Consider the following 14105-nt stretch of genomic DNA (forward strand, 5'->3'; position numbering starts at 1 on the left):
CGACGCCCCTGCGAGGACGGCATCAACGGAGCAATCAGCTCCCACTGCGCATCAGTCAGCAACTCCGTTCGAGACACACACCGAGCGTTCCAGCGACCAGCCCAAACCTTTGGGAGACACGCCCTAGGGCTGAGCAGCAGTCAACTCAGCGATATCCGGTTGTGTGTGAGCCGCAGTGGCAGCTGTCACGAAGGTCTCGCTGCTAAGTGTCCGGCGCCGCTGTGTCGGCCGCGTTGATCCCGTCGGCGAGTGGTTGCCGAGACAGCGACCTTCCAGCCGGGTTACCACGTCAACGCGGCGGCGGCCTCGTACCGGTGTCGAGCGATCCTCTCGGGTCTTCGCGACCAGCTCAGCAGTTGCCCGTATCCAGCGACGGGATCGAAGGAGGGTCGGATCCTAGGTGCGCGGGATGCCGTCACGCGGTGGCGTCGATGACGTCGCCATTGCGTGGGAGCAAGCCGTTGAAGGTGAGGCGGACTGCATTGGCGCGAGCGATGTCAGCGGTGTCGATCGCTTGGACATGAACGTGCGGTTCGGTGCTGTTCCCGGAGTTCCCGCATTGCCCGAGCACGTCACCGACCTGTACGTGCTGTCCTGGCTGTACGCGCACGCTGCCATGGACGAGATGGCAGAGGGCTACCACGATTCCGCCGCTTTCGATGAAGACGTGGTTGCCGGCAAGCGCTACCCATCCCGCCTGTGCTCGACGTTGCTGGGTGAGGGCGTAGCCGATCGAGGGGAATCCGCGATGCGCGGGATGGTCCGGCTCGACGTCGTGTGCTGCGATCACGACTCCCTGCACAGGTGCCAGCACGCTGCGCCCGAAGCCCGGGAATCGCTCCGGGCGTTCGGAGCGCAGCAACGAGCCGAGCGTGATGGGCGCGGAGCGTCCCGCGTCGTTGACGGGCACGAAGTCGATCGCGTACGACGTCGCGAACAACGCTGTGCCGTGGCTGGGCACGCGATTGGCCGGGCTGTTCTGGACGAGCCATCGACCTGTGAATGGGTACTCGAGGTCAAGGAGGTCGGCCACCCGGTTTCCTTTCTTGGTCAGACGCGACGACTGTGAAGCGAGGATGCAAGCCTCCCCGTGGCGCTACTCGACGCTCCCACTAGCCTCCCACCTATCCATCCCCCAGGCGGTTGATTCTCGCCCGCGGTCGACATCGCAGGGTGTTCCGCAAACGACCGTTCATGAGTCAGCCGCCTCTCTCATCGCTCAGTTCGGCGAGTCGTGTCTCATGACTCGTGTCGGCGATCTATGTAAAGCGGGCGGCGTTCGCGTTACGCTGAGGCATGGCCACGATCGGTTACGCCCGCGTCTCGACCCGGGACCAGAATCCGGACGGCCAGACGGATGCGCTCGAAGCTGCGGGGTGCGACAAGATCTTCGTCGAACACGCATCTGGCACCCTGGCGAAGAGGCCGGCGCTGGGTCAAGTCCTGGGATGTGGTGTATCTGAGTCGTGATCCTTCGAACGTCGAGGGGTGTCAGGCGGTGAGGGCGTGGAGGTCGGGTCCGGTCGCCTCCTCGTCGCTGGTGTCGGTCTCGCCGACGCGGCGGGCGGCGGTGAGGGCGTCGAGGCCGAGGTAGCGGCGTTGCTCGGCCCATTCGTCGTGCTGTTCGGCGAGGACGGCGCCGACGAGGCGGATGATCGCGTCGCGGTTGGGGAAGATGCCGACGACGTCGGTGCGGCGTCGGATCTCGCGGTTGAGGCGCTCGTTGGGGTTGTTGGACCAGATCTGACGCCAGACGGCCTTCGGGAACGCGGTGAACGCGAGGATCTCATCCCGGGCGGCCTCGAGGTGCTCGAACGAGCGGGGCAGTTTGTGTTCGAGGGCGTCGAGGACGCGGTCGAACTGGGCGTGGACGGACTCCGCATCGGGCTGGTCGAAGACCGTGCCGAGCAGGGTCTTCACCCAGGGCCAGGAGCTCTTGGGCGTGACGGACATCAGGTTCGCGGCGTAGTGGGTGCGGCAGCGCTGCCAAGAGCCGCCGACGGTCGCGCCTGCCGCGGCGACCAGGCCAGCGTGAGCGTCGCTGGTGACGAGCTTCACCCCGGTGAGGCCGCGGGCGACCAGGTCGCGCCAGAACGTCAGCCAGCCGGCGCCGTCCTCGGTGCTGTTGACCTGGACGCCCAGAATCTCGCGGTAGCCGTCGGCGTTGACACCGGTGGCGATCAGGACGGCGACCTTGACGACCCGGCCGCCCTCGCGGACCTTCATCGTCAGCGCGTCAGCGGCGACGAATGTGTAGGGGCCGTTCTCGAGCGGGCGGGTGCGGAACGCGGTGACCTGCTCGTCCAGGTCCCGTGCCATCTCCGACACCTGGCTCCTGCTGAGCCCGGTGATGCCGAGCGTCTTGACCAGGTCGTCCATGCGGCGGGTGCTGACGCCGAGGAGGTAGCTGGTGGCGACGACCGTGGTCAGCGCCGCTTCCGCGCGGCGGCGGCGCTCGAGCAGCCAGTCCGGGAAGTAGGTGCCCTGACGCAGCTTCGGGATGGCGACATCGATCGTGCCGGCACGGGTGTCGAAGTCGCGGTGCCGGTAGCCGTTGCGCTGGTTCACACGGTGCTCGCTGACGGTGCCGTAAGAGGCGCCGCAGACCTGGTCCGCGTCCGCGGACAGCAGCGCGTTGATGAACGTGCCGAGCATGTCGCGCAGCAGATCAGGCGAGGCCTGGGACAGGTGCTCCTCAAGGAAGCGGGCAGGGTCGATACTGGGTGTGACGGTCATCGTCGTGAGTCCTTTCGAGTGGGATGTAGGAGTTTCCTCGAAGGATCACACGGTGACCGTCGCCGCGTTCAGCGACACGATCACCGAGCTACCGATACACCACTCTGGCGGACGCAACCCGGCGCTGACGGAGGCCCTTGGGTATCTGCGCGAGGGTGACTCGCTCGTGGTGACGAAGCTTGACCGGCTCGGCCGGTCTGTGCGAAACCTCAAGCAAGTCGCGGATGAGCTGCAGCAGCGTGGGGTTGGGTTGAAGGCCCTGTCGCAGGGCATCGACACCACCACTCCGGGTGGCCGTCTGTTCTTCCATATGCTCGCTGCGATCGCGGAGTTCGAGCACGACCTCATCGTGGAGCGCACCCACGACGGCCTCGCGGCCGCCCGCGCTCGAGGACGGAAGGGTGGCCCGAAGTTCAAGATGACGCCGACGAAGATCCGGCAGGCCCGGGCGATGTATGACGAGGGCGGCCACACCGTGCAGGAGATTGCCGACACGTTCGGGGTGTCCCGGCCCACGATCTATCGGCACTTGGCCGAGCACGTCGAGCGGGCCTGACGAGGGATCATGGCGCACCTCAGCGACCGGCAGAAGGCCGAGCTTGTGCGCCAACACCAGGACGGTGTGCCGTGGACGCGTCTTGCGGAGCACTCCGGCGTTGCGGTGCGGACCTTGCAACGGTGGGCAGCTCGGATGGAGACGGGACGGCTCGCGAGAGCACCTCGCAGCGATAAGGGATCGACTCGCACTGCCGCCGAACTTGTCACCGCAATCGAGGCACTTGCTGTGCGCCGGCCCGCGCCTACGATCGCGTATATCCACCGTCGCATCGGTGACATCGCCCGGGACCGCGGATTGCCGACCCCGGGATACACCACGGTCCGCGAGATCGTGCACGCGCTCGACCCGGGCCTGACGGCCCTCGCGGACGGCGGGGACGCGGCGTACCGCGACAAGTTCGAGCTGGTCTACCGCCGCTCGACTTCCGCGCCGAATGAGCAGTGGCAGATGGACCACACACTGCTCGATGTGATGATCCTCAACGACCGGCAGCAACCCGTCCGACCCTGGCTCACGATCGTGCTCGACGACTACTCGCGAGCGATCGCCGGCTACGCGCTCGGCGTCTCAGCACCCACGGCCGAGCATTCCGCATTGGCGATCCATCAAGCGGTCGCTCGGAAACGAAACCCGAAGTGGGTGGTATCCGGGCTCCCGGACGTCCTCTACAGCGATCACGGGTCCGATTTCACCTCGACCAGGATCGAACACGTCTGCCTCGACCTACACGTGCGCCTGATTCACTCCCGGGTCGGCGTTCCGCAGGGGCGCGGCAAGATCGAACGGTTCTACCGCACCATCACGACCGAGCTGCTGCCGCACCTGCCCGGGTTCATCCCGCACGGCACCGGCGGGTCACCCGTCAGCGAACCCACGCTGACCTTGCATCAACTCGATGACGTGCTCGAGCGATTCATCGTCAACGAGTACAACGAACGACCACATTCAGCGACCGGCGCAGCCCCGCATACTCGCTGGCGCAGCGACAGCTTCATCCCTCGAATGCCCGCCCACCCGGAAGACATCGATTCGCTCCTGCTGACTGCCGCGGCAACGCGACGTGTGCAACGCGACGGCATCCGCTTCGCATCGACCCGATACATCTCACCTGTCCTCGCCGCATACGTCGGCGAAGACGTCACGGTGCGGTACGACCCCCGCGACCTGGGCGAAGTGCGAGTGTTCCACGACAACACGTTCTTGTGTCGCGCGATCGCGCCCGAACGCTCCTCCGAGACCGTGTCCTTCACCGACCTGCAGGCGGCGCGCAACACGCAACGCCGCGCCCTGAAACAGCAGCTCCGCGAGCTCACCACTCACGCTGGCTCACTACCTGAAGACACCCGCCACAGCCCCGAAGCTGCGCCGGCAACGGAGAGCGCCCCCGACCGCGCAGCGCCACCCCCGGCCCGACACGGACTGAGAACCTATGCCAACGACTGAGCCAGACAACAGCAAACCCATCTCCGTCCTCTTCGAACCAGGCGACGACGGGCGCCGGTTCCTCAGCGGCCACTTCGACGAATTCAGAGAAGCACCACCGCCCCACGCACACACGCGGCCAGCGTTCGTGACCACGCGGGAGCACCGCCGGTTCAAAGAGTTCGCAGACACCGTCCGCTCCCACCGCTACATCGGCCTCTGCTACGGACCCCCCGGGATCGGCAAGACGCTCTCCGCCCGCCACTACGCCGGCACCGACGAATGGGAACAATGGCACCCACTTTCCCGCAGCGGCGGTGCCCTGCCGCCCGTGCCCGAAGCGGTCCAGCAAAGCAGAACGGCCTTCTTCACACCTACCGTCGCCGCGACCATCAAGCAGATCGACCAAGGCCTGCCTCGAGCCTGCCAACACATCTCCTGGGCCATCGACTATGCCCAGCACGGCCACGTCGACCCCTACGTTCACGCCGAATCCCAGCACAGCGGGAACACCGAACTGCTCATCATCGATGAAGCTGACCGGCTCAAAACCGCCGGACTCGAACAAGTCCGCGACTTCTACGACCGCCACCGAATGGGCGTCATCCTCATCGGTATGCCCGGCATCGAGAAACGCCTCGCCCGCTACCCCCAGCTCTACAGCCGCATCGGGTTCGCCCACGAATACCGGCCCCTCCGCAGCGACGAACTTACCGCCGTCGTCGCACAGCGCCTCCCGGACCCCAACCCCGATGACTCCGGTCTCGCGCACACGGCAGCTCTGGCCGCGATCGTCCGAGCGACCAACGGAAACTTCCGGCTGGCCGACCGGCTCGTCACCCAGGTCAACCGCATCCTCACCATCAACAAGCACACCCACCTCACCCCCGAAGCCGTCGACGCCGCCCAGGAAGCCCTGCTCATCGGACGCTAAACGGCGCCGAAACCACGACACCTACCGCCGCGATTCACATACGTTTGTCCCTGTCAGAGTTTGTTGGCCCCACCTTGTCGGAGATAACTGGCCCCAGTGACTGACTCGCCGGGGTGGTTCTGTCGGAGATAAGTGGCCCCACCTCAGGCTGTTCTGGTCGGTATACCGGTTAGACAGGAGTGGGGCAGGATGAGGTCGGCGAGGGTGGAGCTGTTCGCTCGGATTCGCAGGGATCAGCGTCATGAGGATCTGTCGATTCGTGCGCTGGCAGAGCGTCACGGCGTGCATCGCCGGACGGTGCGTCAGGCGCTGGCCGCTGCGGAGCCGCCGCCGCGGAAGCCGCGGACCCGGCCGGCGTCGATTCTGGATCCGTTCAAGCCTGCGATCGACGAGATGCTGCGGGAAGACCTGACCGCACCGCGCAAGCAGCGTCACACGGCCACACGGATCTGGAACCGCCTCGTCGACGAGCACGGTGCGCAGGTCGGCTACCCGTCCGTGCGGGATTACGTCCGCCCGCGTCGTCGGGAGATCGCCGTCGAAGCGGGGATCGCCTCCGCTGCGGCGACGGTCCCGCAGGAGCACGCCCCGGGAGCTGAGGCGGAGGTGGACTTCGGGGAGTTCATGGTCGATCTCGCCGGCGTGCGCACGAAGGCATTCCTGTTCGTCTACCGCATGTCCCACTCAGGGAAGGCCGTCCATCGGGCGTATCCGACGCTGTCGCAGGAGTCGTTCCTCGAAGGCCACGTCGCCGCGTTCGAGGAGCTCGGCGGGGTCCCGACGCTGCAGATCAAGTACGACAACCTCGGCCAGGCCGTCAGCCGCGTCCTCGGCGGACGCAAGCGCGACGAGAACCCGCGGTGGGCACTGTTCCGCTCCCACTACGGGTTCGACGCCTTCTACTGCGAACCCGGCATCGACGGCGCACACGAGAAGGGCGGCGTCGAGGGCGAGGTCGGACGGTTTCGCCGTGCCTGGCTGACCCCGGTGCCGAAGTTCGACACCTGGTCGGACCTGAACGACTACATCCGCGGATGCGAGGCACGTGACGACAAGCGTCGAATCACCGGCCGCCTCGCCACGATCGGACAATCCTTCGAGGACGAGCGCGCGAAGCTTCGGCCGCTGCCGGAGGACCGGTTCGAGCCGGGCCAGATGCTCACACCGATGGTGGATAGGTCAGCGCTGGTGACGATCCGGCAGGCGAAGTACTCCGTGCCCGCCTCCCTCGTCGACCGGCGCGTGCGAGCACTGCTGCGAGCCAGCGAGGTGCTGATCTACGACGGCCGCACCCTCGTGGCCCGGCATGAGCGCGTCACCGAACGGTACGGGCAGTCGGTGCAGCTGGACCACTACCTCGAGCTGCTGATGCGCAAACCCGGTGCCCTGGCCGGGTCCACGGCGCTCGCCCACGCCCGCACATCCGGGGCGTTCACGCCGGAGCATGACGCGTTCTGGCAGGCCTCCCGCCGCGTCAACGGTGACGCCGCGGGGACACGCGAGCTGATCGACGTGCTCCTGCTGCACCGGCACCTGCCCGCCGACACGGTGGTCGCCGGGATCCGCGCGGCGATGAGCGTCGGGTCTGTGCTCGCCGAGGTCGTCGCCGTCGAGGCCCGCCGCATCACTGAGAACACGACCGCGCCCGCTCTTGAGTCGAGCGTGCCGGCGACCTCGAACGTCGCCTCCCTCACGCAGCGACGGCTGATGGACCCGCTCGCAGTGATCGCAGGCCTCCCACCCGATCGCCGCCCGACGCCGTCCGTGGCGCATTACGACGAGCTGTTGGCCCGCCGCCGGGCAAAACAGCACGCCGCCCTCAACCAGGTCGAAGGAGTCACACCGTCATGAGCCCCACCATCACCCCAGTCACCCCGATGCTGCGCCGTCGCCGGCCGATGACCGACGAAGCCGCCGCAGCGGCCGCCGAGAGCGCCTTCCGCCGACTCCGCCTGCCCACCATGCGCGCCGTCCTGGAAGAAGCGGTCCGCACAGCCGAGAAGGAGCAACTGTCCTACGTCGGGTTCCTGGCCGAACTGCTGCTCGCCGAAGTCGACGACCGCGACCGCCGCTCCACCATCCGCCGCGTCCAGAGCGCCGGGTTCCCGCGGCCGAAGTTCCTCGACGACATCGACTACGACGCCAACCCCAACCTCAACGCCGCCACCATCAACACCCTCGCCGGCGGCGAATGGGTGCGCCGCGGCGACCCGCTCTGCCTCATCGGCGACAGCGGCACCGGCAAGAGCCACCTGCTCATCGGACTCGGCACCGCCGCCGCCGAGAAGGGCTTTCGCGTGAAGTACACCCTCGCGACGCGGTTGGTGAACGAGCTCGTCGAAGCCGCCGACGAAGCCCAGCTCGCCCGCACCATCGCCCGCTACGGCCGCGTCGACCTGCTCATCATCGACGAACTCGGCTACATGGAACTCGACCGCCGCGGCGCGGAGCTGCTGTTCCAGGTCCTCACCGAACGCGAAGAGAAAGCGTCTGTGGCGATCGCGACGAACCAGCCGTTCTCCGAGTGGACGCGCACATTCACGGACCCACGGCTCTGCGCCGCGATCGTCGACCGCCTCACCTTCCGGGGCACCATCATCGAAACAGGCACCGAGTCCTACCGACTCGCCCACACCCGCCAGCAGACCGCGTGACCGGCAGGGGGGAATCAGCACCTGGGACACATCCTTGCTCCGTGCGTGAAGCCCCCCGGGCGCAACGAATGGAGCAGCACAGGTGCCCACTGGGACTGTACTCGCGACAGCGGCCGCGAATATGTCCGCCAAATGGGGGACAGGAGGGGAACATTTCGCCGAATCCCGGACAAACTATTGACGGCTCTTCGGACATCCGGTGGGGGGGTCATGGGGTGAGTCCGCCGGCGGTGAGGAGCATGCGGAGGCGGTAGTTCTCGCGGTTGCGATAGCCGCGGGCGAGGCGGCGGTGGAGCTCGATGATCCCGTTGATCGCCTCGGTGCCGCCGTTGTTCGCGCGGCTCGTGGTGAAGTACGCCAGGAACGCTGAACGCCAGCGGCGGAGGGTGCGGCCGAGGCGGGCGATCTCGGGGATCGGGCAGGTGTGGAACGTGTCGACCACCCTCTCGGCGATCCGCCGCCCCTCGGTCAGGTCCTTCGCGTGGTAGGCAGAGCGCAGCTGCTGTGCGCACTGCCACGCGACGAACACCTCGTCGTGCGCAGGATCGGCCTCGATTGCCGCGGTCAGCCGGATCCGCTGCTTGTCGGTGAGGTTCTCGGCCCCGGCACGGAGGATGGTCTGAATCCCGTAGAGCGGGTCGCCCTTCCGACCGCGATGCCCGAGGGTGTCTTGCTGGACGCGGCGGCGGACCTCGTCGACGGCGGCGGTGCCGAGCTTGACGACATGGAACGCGTCCAGCACAGCGACCGCGTCTTCGAGCGTGTCATCGATCGCAGTCTTGTAGCCCGCGAACGGGTCCAGCGCCGCCACCTTCACGTTCTTTCGGAACGCTTCGCCCCGCTCGCTGAGCCAGGACGCGTATGCCTTCCCCGATCTGCCCGGCACGAGGTCGAGCAGCCTGGCCCGCGTCTTCCCGGTGCTGTCGCGGCTGAGGTCGACCATGCCGGTCAGTTCCTTCGGGCCCCGCTTGCGGTGGTCGACGTGATGCCAGATGTGCTCGTCGACGCCGAGCGTGGTCACGTTCTCGAACCGGGACTCGTCGGCTGCCAACCGCACCAGTTCAGGCTCAACAGCCCGCCACACCGTCTTCCACGATGTCCCGAGCTGACGACGTAGTCCTTCGATCGTGGCGTGCTCGCGGCGCAGCTGCCCGATCGCCCAGTCGACGGCTCGCCTTGTGAGCGACCCGCGCCGAGCGACCAGCGAGGGAAGCTGCTCCACGAACGTCTTCTTGGCACAGCCCACGTCGCCGCATCGCCAGACCCGTTGCCGCCAGACGATCCGCACCCGCGTCACGCCCGGCACGTCATGCAACACTCGACGGCGGCGCCCTCGACCGATCGCCACGACCCCGCACAACGGGCACCCGGTCGGCGCCGCCGGTGTCGAAACGGTGACGATCAGCAGCCCGTCGCGGCGGTCAACGTGCTCGACATGGACGCCGTCGAGACCGACCAGCAGATCGCAGCGGTAACACGGATCAGCGGCAGAGCGCGCGTCAGCGCACCCCGAAGTAGGGTGAAGCACGTCGAGGTCCTCGTGATGGATCAGCAGTTGGCGCTACTGATCCTCGGGGACCTCGACCCCTACCCGCCGACCATCACCCGGCGAGCCTCACCCCCACCGCATGTCCGAAGAGCCAGTTATCCCCGACAAGGTGGGGCCAACTTGCCTTGACAAACCCATACGTTGGCCGCGATAGTGAACAATAATGTCTCGTATCTACATCTCCTCGAACGGAGCAGTTCATGACGGATTCCACGCTCGGCGCAGTCTCTGCGACCGCGATCACGAACACCAGGGTCTTCGACGGACACAGTCTGAGCGCCCCCACGACGGTCGTCGTCCAGCCCGACGGGCGCATCGGTGACGGATCAGCGGATGCGGTCGTCGTCGGTGCCGCTGTCGTCAACGCGGAAGGTACGGTGCTCCTTCCTGGCCTGATCGACTGTCACATGCACCTGAAGGGGCGCGAGTCCCTCGAGACGCTCGCCACGTACGGTGTCACCACCGGCCTGGACATGGCGACATGGCCCGCATCACAGTTCCAGTCGTTGCGGGGACTGAGGGGAGTCGCTGACTTCCGCACCGCCGGCATGGCGGCGACATCTCAGGGCAGCACGCACAGCCGCATTCCGACCTATCCGGACGTCGCGCTGGTCGATTCCCCCGACAAGGCGGAGCGGTTCGTAGAGGTGCAGGTGGCAGACGGGGTGGATTACATCAAGATCGTCGCCGATCTGCCCGGTCCCACCCAGGACGTGCTCGATGCACTCGTGGCTGCTGCGCACGCGCGGGGGCTCAAGGTCATCGCGCACGCAGCCCTGTACGAAGCTGTGCGTATGAGCCTCGCTGCGGGGGCCGACATGATCACCCATGCTCCACTCGACCGCGCGCTCGACGATGCGACGGCTGAGACGATGCTCGCCCAGGGCACGGTGTTCATCCCGACCTTGACGATGATGAAAGGCATCGCCGCGAATCTCACCGCAGCGGGCGTTCCCGGTGTGAGCTATGCACCCGCCCACGAGAGCACGCGCGCGATGCATGCCGCGGGCGTTCCGGTCCTGGCCGGCACCGACGCCTACATCGGGTCCTTCACACGGGCATCGCCGCCATACGGCGAGAGCATGCACGACGAAGACGCCTACATCGGGTCCTTCACACGGGCATCGCCGCCATACGGCGAGAGCATGCACGACGAACTCGCTCTGCTCGTGGACGCCGGCCTGTCAACAGCCGAAGCGCTGCGCGCTGCCACCTCGACGGCCGCGCACGCGTTCTCACTCGACGATCGGGGGGCGATCACCCCCGGATTGCGAGCCGACCTCGTGCTGGTGGACGGCGATCCGCTCACCGACATCGCTGCCGCGCGTCGCGTTCTGCGTGTGTGGTGCGGCGGCATCGAGGTGTGAGGGCGTCCTCTCGACCGCGGTGTCACTCCACGGCGGTGTTCGCGCCGTGGTGCCACGCGAGCACCCGGTTCTCGACGACGATGAGCAGCAGGTTGAACACGTACCCGAAGATCCCGATGAGCACGATGCCCGACCACATGTCCGTGATCGCGAACGACCTCTGCGACTGAAGAACGAAGACGCCGATCCCGTTGCCTCCCGCCATCATCTCGCTCACGACGACCATGATGAGCGCGAGCGAAAGACTCGTGCGCATTCCGGCAAAGATCTGCGGAGCTGCCGCGGGAAGTGCGACCTGCAACTCGTAGCGGAACCAGTGGATGCCGTACACCCGGGCGGTCTCGCGCAGTCCGGGGTCCATTCCTCTGATTGCAGCTTCGGTATTGAGGAGCACGGGCCAGAGGCAGATGAAGGTGATCAGAATCACCTTCGCGGTGTCGTCGAGGCCCAGCACGATGATGACGAGGGGAATCAACGCGACCGCAGGGATCGCGCGCAGGAACTCGAGCACGGGTGCGAACATCGCCTGGAGGCGGTGCGCCTGACCGAGAACGAACCCCACGACCACGCCGATGACCACAGCGCCGATGAACCCGATCATCATCCTGGAAAGACTCGGCAAGACGTCGCTCGCCATCCGCGCGAAGAGCCAGTTCTCCTGGAAAGCGACTAGAACACCTGTGAGCGGCGGGATGAAATATAGACCGGCGGAGGCCGTCCAGACACCCACTGCGACGACCACGAGTACCGGGAATGCGACCTCGACGGACAGCAGTCGATAGCGCCGACGACGGATGGCTCTTGACTTGTCTGCCAGCGCCTCGGTCGTCGCAACATCCATGGCGGTCATGGTGCAGCCTCTCGATAGGTGGGGTGCCACCGGAGAAGGCGGCGTTCGACGATCTGGAGCAGGACGTTGAGGATGACGCCGATAAGCCCCGCGGCGAAGACCAACGCGTACAGCGTGACGACAGCGCCACTGGATTGGGCGAGCAGGATGTCTCCCCCGATACCTGGTGAGCCGATCACCAGTTCTGCGGTCACGGCCACGATTAGCGCAACCGTGGCAGCGATCCGAAACCCCGTCGCGAGATACGGCAGTATCGCAGGCAGCACGATGGAGCGAAGCTGAAGGCGACGCGGAATGCGGAATGACTGCGCGGTCGCCGTGAGTGTGGGATCGATTGCGCGAAGCCCATAGATCGTTTGAATGAGAAGCGGCCACAAACAGGCCAACGTGACAAGGAAGACCTTCGATTCCATGCCGATTCCCAACATCAGTATGGCAACCGGAATCAGAGCAACGGACGGTATCGGACGGAGGAACTCCACAACGGGTCGCGTTGCGGCGAAGAGATAGTCGTTGGTGCCGATGAGGAACCCCAAGGGCAATGCGATCACGATGGCGAGGAACAGCCCCATCGCCCAGCCCTGCATCGTTCCGCCCACACCCGCCCAGAAGACCGGTGTCCAGGCGAGTTCTAGGAGCCGTGCCAACGCCGTCGTCGGAAGCGGTACGAAGCGCTCATCGATGATCTGAGTGCTGACGAGCAGCTGGGCTGCGCCCAGCGTGAGCAACGTGCCGACGATCCCGTAGATCAGGCGGGACCGGAAATTCGTTGGCAACGGCAGGAGAGGTTTCCGACGACTGCCGGTGACCGGCGCTCGGTCCTTGACTGCGGCAACTGACATGTGGTTCTCCTTTGACCATGCAAGCGAGCCAAGCGATCGTCGATGATGTCGTCTGACTGAGCAGCTCGCTTCTCTCGCGATTCCGACCAGGGCAGCCCGGGTCACGACCGCTCCCGATGGGGAGCCTCCGCGCCCGGGCTCCCTAGGCAGCCCGGGCGCTGGAGTCATCCCTCCGCAGGCAGGATGTCCTCGATGCTGGGCGGATCCGTGAGCGTCCCATAGTTTGTCAGCAGCCCGATGATCACCTCGTACGAGTCGGGATCGAACTCGGTCGGCCACGTGGGGAGCACCATATCGGCGAGCACATCAGGGTCGACATCGGGGAGCAGTGTGCGCACTGCATCGCGAGCGGCCTGCTCGTTCTCCGAGGCATACGCATTGGCCTTGAGGATGGCGCGCTCGAATCGCTCCACGACATCCGGGTTGCTCTCCGCATATTGATTCGTGGTGATCCACTCGGTCGACACGAGCGGGTCTCCGCCGTTCACCTCGAGGAACGGGTAGGCGATGATCCTGGCACCTGCCTGGACCGCCGTGGTCTGGAAGGGCTCACTGATGAAGGCAGCGTCAGTACGCCCCGCTTCCAGCGCAGCGAAGGCGTCAGGGTATGCGATCTCGAGCGGCTCAAAGTCAGTCGCCGCAAGGCCTGCCTCCTCGAACGTCCCGCGAGTTAGAAAGTCGGCGAGGCTGTTCACCAAGACGACCCCGATACGCTTACCCGCCAGATCCTCGACCGACGTGAACGGACTATCCGCCGAAACGATCAGGGACTGGTTCTCGCCGCTCGTGGCGGCGGGAGCGACGACCCGGATCGGGAGTCCCTCGGACAGGGCCGGCACGGTCTGTGCCGCGCTCGCGAAACTGAACTGAACGTCGCCTGCGATCAGGGCAGGCACCAGTGCGCTGCCTCCGGCCGCAAACTGTGTGGTCACATTCAGGCCCTCTTCTTCGAAGAAGCCTTCATCGATGCCGACCTGCAGGCCTGCGATTTCCGACGCAGGCATCACACCGACGGTGATGTCCACGATCTCTTGCTGGTCGGAGTCGCCCGTGGGCGTCTCGCCGCTAGGGCGTGTCTCTTAAAGCCTTGAGCCAGATGGTGATGGCGCGTAGGACGACGCCGCCGCGATAGGTCAGGGCGAGTTTGTCGTAGCGGGTGGCCAAGGCGCGCCATTGCTTGAAGATGTTGAAT

The 14105-nt window shown here is 66.2% G+C and carries 13 protein-coding genes and 1 pseudogene; 8 read left to right on the forward strand and 6 right to left on the reverse strand.

Features of this window, described 5'->3' with window-relative positions:
- Positions 1 to 415 precede the first annotated feature (415 nt).
- Positions 416 to 1033, reverse strand: a complete 618-nt coding sequence (locus tag G9U51_RS16905) for a M23 family metallopeptidase (protein ID WP_061712677.1) — start codon at positions 1031 to 1033, stop codon at positions 416 to 418.
- Between the two features lie 263 nt (positions 1034 to 1296).
- Here G9U51_RS16905 and G9U51_RS16910 point away from each other — a divergent pair, with 263 nt between their 5' ends.
- Entirely contained in the window at positions 1297 to 1470 is a 174-nt protein-coding gene (locus tag G9U51_RS16910; protein ID WP_407941453.1) for a recombinase family protein, read from the forward strand.
- A gap of 21 nt (positions 1471 to 1491) precedes the next feature.
- On the opposite strand, the gene G9U51_RS16915 is transcribed toward G9U51_RS16910, so the two are convergent.
- The gene (locus G9U51_RS16915; protein WP_127481848.1) at positions 1492 to 2736 is read right to left on the reverse strand and encodes an IS256 family transposase; all 1245 of its coding nucleotides are present in this window, start codon (positions 2734 to 2736) and stop codon (positions 1492 to 1494) included.
- A 52-nt stretch (positions 2737 to 2788) separates the two neighbouring features.
- On the opposite strand from G9U51_RS16915, the gene G9U51_RS16920 reads away from it, so the two are divergent.
- The 6 genes and pseudogenes from G9U51_RS16920 to istB all read left to right on the forward strand — a co-directional run bounded on the left by G9U51_RS16920 (position 2789) and on the right by istB (position 8305).
- Positions 2789 to 3292 (forward strand): recombinase family protein, encoded by a 504-nt coding sequence (locus G9U51_RS16920; RefSeq protein ID WP_241244631.1) that lies wholly within the window; start codon positions 2789 to 2791, stop codon positions 3290 to 3292.
- A 9-nt stretch (positions 3293 to 3301) separates the two neighbouring features.
- A pseudogene (locus G9U51_RS17945) lies at positions 3302 to 3436 on the forward strand (helix-turn-helix domain-containing protein); the annotation flags it as partial.
- 189 nt (positions 3437 to 3625) lie between these two features.
- Entirely contained in the window at positions 3626 to 4738 is a 1113-nt protein-coding gene (locus G9U51_RS16925; protein WP_328823530.1) for a Mu transposase C-terminal domain-containing protein, read from the forward strand.
- Between the two features lie 127 nt (positions 4739 to 4865).
- Positions 4866 to 5651 carry an AAA family ATPase gene (locus G9U51_RS16930; RefSeq protein ID WP_231861306.1) on the forward strand — a complete coding sequence of 262 codons (786 nt, stop codon included), beginning with the start codon at positions 4866 to 4868 and terminating at the stop codon, positions 5649 to 5651.
- Positions 5652 to 5840: 189 nt separating this feature from the next.
- Positions 5841 to 7502, forward strand: a complete 1662-nt coding sequence (istA, locus tag G9U51_RS16935) for an IS21 family transposase (RefSeq protein WP_166198787.1) — start codon at positions 5841 to 5843, stop codon at positions 7500 to 7502.
- A complete protein-coding gene (gene istB, locus G9U51_RS16940; RefSeq protein WP_166198789.1) occupies positions 7499 to 8305 on the forward strand; it encodes an IS21-like element helper ATPase IstB in 807 nt (268 codons plus the stop codon). Before istA ends, istB begins: the two co-directional genes overlap by 4 nt.
- Positions 8306 to 8513: 208 nt before the next feature.
- Here the strand turns inward: istB and G9U51_RS16945 are convergent, their stop codons facing one another.
- Positions 8514 to 9833, reverse strand: coding sequence for an ISL3 family transposase (locus G9U51_RS16945; RefSeq protein ID WP_231729493.1), 1320 nt, complete (start codon positions 9831 to 9833; stop codon positions 8514 to 8516).
- 221 nt (positions 9834 to 10054) lie between these two features.
- Between G9U51_RS16945 and G9U51_RS16950 the strand changes: the two genes are divergently transcribed.
- Positions 10055 to 11221 (forward strand): amidohydrolase family protein, encoded by a 1167-nt coding sequence (locus tag G9U51_RS16950; RefSeq protein ID WP_127481855.1) that lies wholly within the window; start codon positions 10055 to 10057, stop codon positions 11219 to 11221.
- A 22-nt stretch (positions 11222 to 11243) separates the two neighbouring features.
- On the opposite strand, the gene G9U51_RS16955 is transcribed toward G9U51_RS16950, so the two are convergent.
- The 3 genes from G9U51_RS16955 to G9U51_RS16965 form a co-directional block, all read right to left on the reverse strand.
- Positions 11244 to 12071, reverse strand: a complete 828-nt coding sequence (locus tag G9U51_RS16955; RefSeq protein ID WP_018023058.1) for an ABC transporter permease — start codon at positions 12069 to 12071, stop codon at positions 11244 to 11246.
- Positions 12068 to 12913: an ABC transporter permease gene (locus G9U51_RS16960; RefSeq protein ID WP_018023059.1), complete on the reverse strand. Its 846-nt coding sequence runs from the start codon at positions 12911 to 12913 to the stop codon at positions 12068 to 12070. The genes G9U51_RS16955 and G9U51_RS16960 overlap by 4 nt, the downstream gene beginning before the upstream one ends.
- 164 nt (positions 12914 to 13077) lie before the next feature.
- Positions 13078 to 13938 (reverse strand): ABC transporter substrate-binding protein, encoded by an 861-nt coding sequence (locus G9U51_RS16965; protein ID WP_127481857.1) that lies wholly within the window; start codon positions 13936 to 13938, stop codon positions 13078 to 13080.
- Positions 13939 to 14105 lie beyond the last annotated feature (167 nt).

Origin of the sequence: Metallococcus carri (assembly GCF_011440275.1) — a bacterium.
In the GTDB taxonomy this organism is placed as follows: Bacteria; Actinomycetota; Actinomycetes; order Actinomycetales; family Dermatophilaceae; genus Metallococcus; species Metallococcus carri.